Origin of the sequence: Rhodococcus sp. NPDC078407 (genome assembly GCF_044542515.1) — a bacterium.
GTDB lineage: Bacteria > Actinomycetota > Actinomycetes > Mycobacteriales > Mycobacteriaceae > Rhodococcoides.
Map to the genome: position 1 here is coordinate 1 of NZ_JBITUQ010000062.1, position 1,186 is coordinate 1,186.

Sequence of the window (1,186 nt, forward strand, 5' to 3'; positions counted from 1 at the left end):
CCCGGGTGCTCGAGCGGTTGTGTCAGCGTGATGCCGCGTTCCGGATCATTTGCGCGGGCAACACTCCTGATCATGTGACGATCTCTCGGTTCCGCGCCGACGTGGCCCCGCACATGGATGCCTTGTTCACGCAGGTCCTGCTGCTGTGCGGGCAATTGGGATTGGCCAGGTTGGGTGTCGTCGCCCTCGACGGAGTCAAAATCTCCTCCGACGCTTCGCTGAGCGCCAATCGCACCGAAAAAGGACTCCGCGCAGCGGCTGCCGAGGCGGCCGAGCAGCGACTTCGCGAGCACGCACGGACTGCCGCGGCTGAGCATGCTGCGGCCGACGCTCGCGAGGACGAGATGTTCGGGCCGGGCTCGACCGGCGACGAAGTGCCCGAGGAGATGACAGATCCGCGGTCGCGGGCAGCGCGGATCGCGCAGGCGTTGGCCGAACTCGAAAAGATCAACGCCGACAAAGCCGCGAAGCGGGAGCAGGTCGAGAAGAACAAGTCCGAGCTCCGTACTGCGACGCTGGCGCGGCGGGAGAAGCTGGTGGCGAACCATCTGCGCAGGCGTGAGGAATCGGGTCCGGTCAGGGGTAAACCCCCGATGGAGATCAGAGTCGAGATATTGCAGATGAACCTGGCCGACGCGCGGGCCAAGCATCAGGCCACCATCGAGAACTACCTGGCGAGGAAGGCTGCGGGCACCGCGAAAGGGCATGTTCCGGGCCCGGTGGAGAAGAACTGGAAAGTCGTTCGCGTGCAGCGTTTCCTGGACCGCGCGATCGCCGACCGCGCCGCCGCCGACGCGAAAGCTGCAGAGCAGGAACGAGTACGCGCCGCGGTCGAGGCCGCCACCGTCTCGGCTGTCGTCGAATCTGCGAAGCCTGTCGAACCCAAACGCAACATCACCGACCCCCAGTCGAGGTCGATGCAGTTGCGTGGTGGTGGCTGGATTCAGGGCTACAACTGCCAAGCGGTGACCACCAGCGACGGGATCATCATCGCCACATCGGTGGGCAACAATCCCAACGACGGCACCACGTTCACCTCGATGCTCGACAAGGCCGTCGCTGCCGCCGACGTCGTGTCGAGTGCTCGTGTCGATTCGGATCCGAACGTGGACAATGAGATCGGAGTGCTGCTCGCCGATGCGGGATATCTGACCGAGGCGAATCTGACCGCGCCCGGCCCCGAGAG

Annotated in this window: 1 protein-coding gene; it reads left to right on the forward strand. The window is 65.0% G+C overall.

Annotated elements, in window-relative coordinates; all coding sequences use genetic code 11:
• Positions 1-5 precede the first annotated feature (5 nt).
• On the forward strand, positions 6-1,186 hold a 1,181-nt coding region (locus ACIGGF_RS25370; RefSeq protein WP_397523788.1), incomplete at its 3' end, for a transposase.